This is a genomic window from Staphylococcus lugdunensis, from assembly GCF_002901705.1.
GTDB classification, from domain to species: Bacteria; Bacillota; Bacilli; order Staphylococcales; family Staphylococcaceae; genus Staphylococcus; species Staphylococcus lugdunensis.
Map to the genome: position 1 here is coordinate 538,383 of NZ_PPPV01000016.1, position 1,030 is coordinate 539,412.

Annotated in this window: 1 protein-coding gene; it reads right to left on the minus strand. The window is 41.2% G+C overall.

Going from position 1 to position 1,030, the window contains the following annotated elements; all coding sequences use genetic code 11:
• A partial coding sequence (locus tag CD041_RS12480) for a putative Ig domain-containing protein (protein ID WP_258027229.1) occupies positions 1–1,021 on the minus strand: 1,021 nt, incomplete at its 3' end.
• Between the last annotated feature and the right edge of the window lie 9 nt (positions 1,022–1,030).

Below are 1,030 nucleotides of genomic sequence, written 5' to 3' on the forward strand. Positions count from 1 at the left end.
TAGTATTCACTTCTTTGGTTTGATCACTCATCTCTTTCACCGTCGGTGCTGTCGTATCTACAACTTTGATATTGAATTTTGTCTCGACACTATTACCCTCAATGTCAGTGCTTATCACTACGATTGGATAGGTGCCGACTTTTGTGGCTACACCGCTTATTGTGTTTGTTCCAGAATCAAACGTTACTCCGCTTGGTAAGCCTCTGACTGTGTTTGTCACTTCTTGGCCACTATTATCTTTCGCATCAATCTCGATGTTATCAATTTCAGTATTCACTTCTTTGGTTTGATCACTTATCTCTTTCACCGTCGGTGCTGTCGTATCTACAACTTTGATACTGAATTTTGTCTCGACACTATTGCCATCGGCGTCCGTACTTGTCACTACAATTGGATAAGTGCCTACTTTCGTCGCTACACCGCTTATTGTGCTTGTTCTAGGATCAAACGTTACTCCTTCCGGTAGACCTCTTACTGTGTTTGTTACTGCTTGACCACTATTGTCTGTAGCTCTAATCTCGATGTTATCAATTTCAGTATTCACTTCTTTGGTTTGATCACTTATCTCTTTCACCGTCGGTGCTGTCGTATCTACAACTTTGATACTGAATTTTGTCTCGACATTATTACCCTCAGCGTCAGTGCTTATCACTACGATTGGATAGGTGCCGACTTTTGTGGCTACGCCGCTTATTGTATTTGTTGTCGGATCAAATGTTACTCCGCTTGGTAAGCCTCTGACTGTGTTTGTCACTTCTTGGCCACTATTATCTTTCGCATCAATCTTGATGTTATCAATTTCAGTATTCACTTCTTTAGTTTGGTCACTAATCTCTTTCACCGTCGGTGCTGTCGTATCTACAACTTTGATATTGAATTTTGTCTCAGTACTATTACCATCAGCGTCAGTGCTTATCACTACGATTGGATAAGTTCCAACTTTTGTAGCTATGCCGCTTATTGTATTTGTTGTCGGATCAAACGTTACTCCTTCCGGTAGACCATTTACTGTGTTTGTCACTGCTTGGCC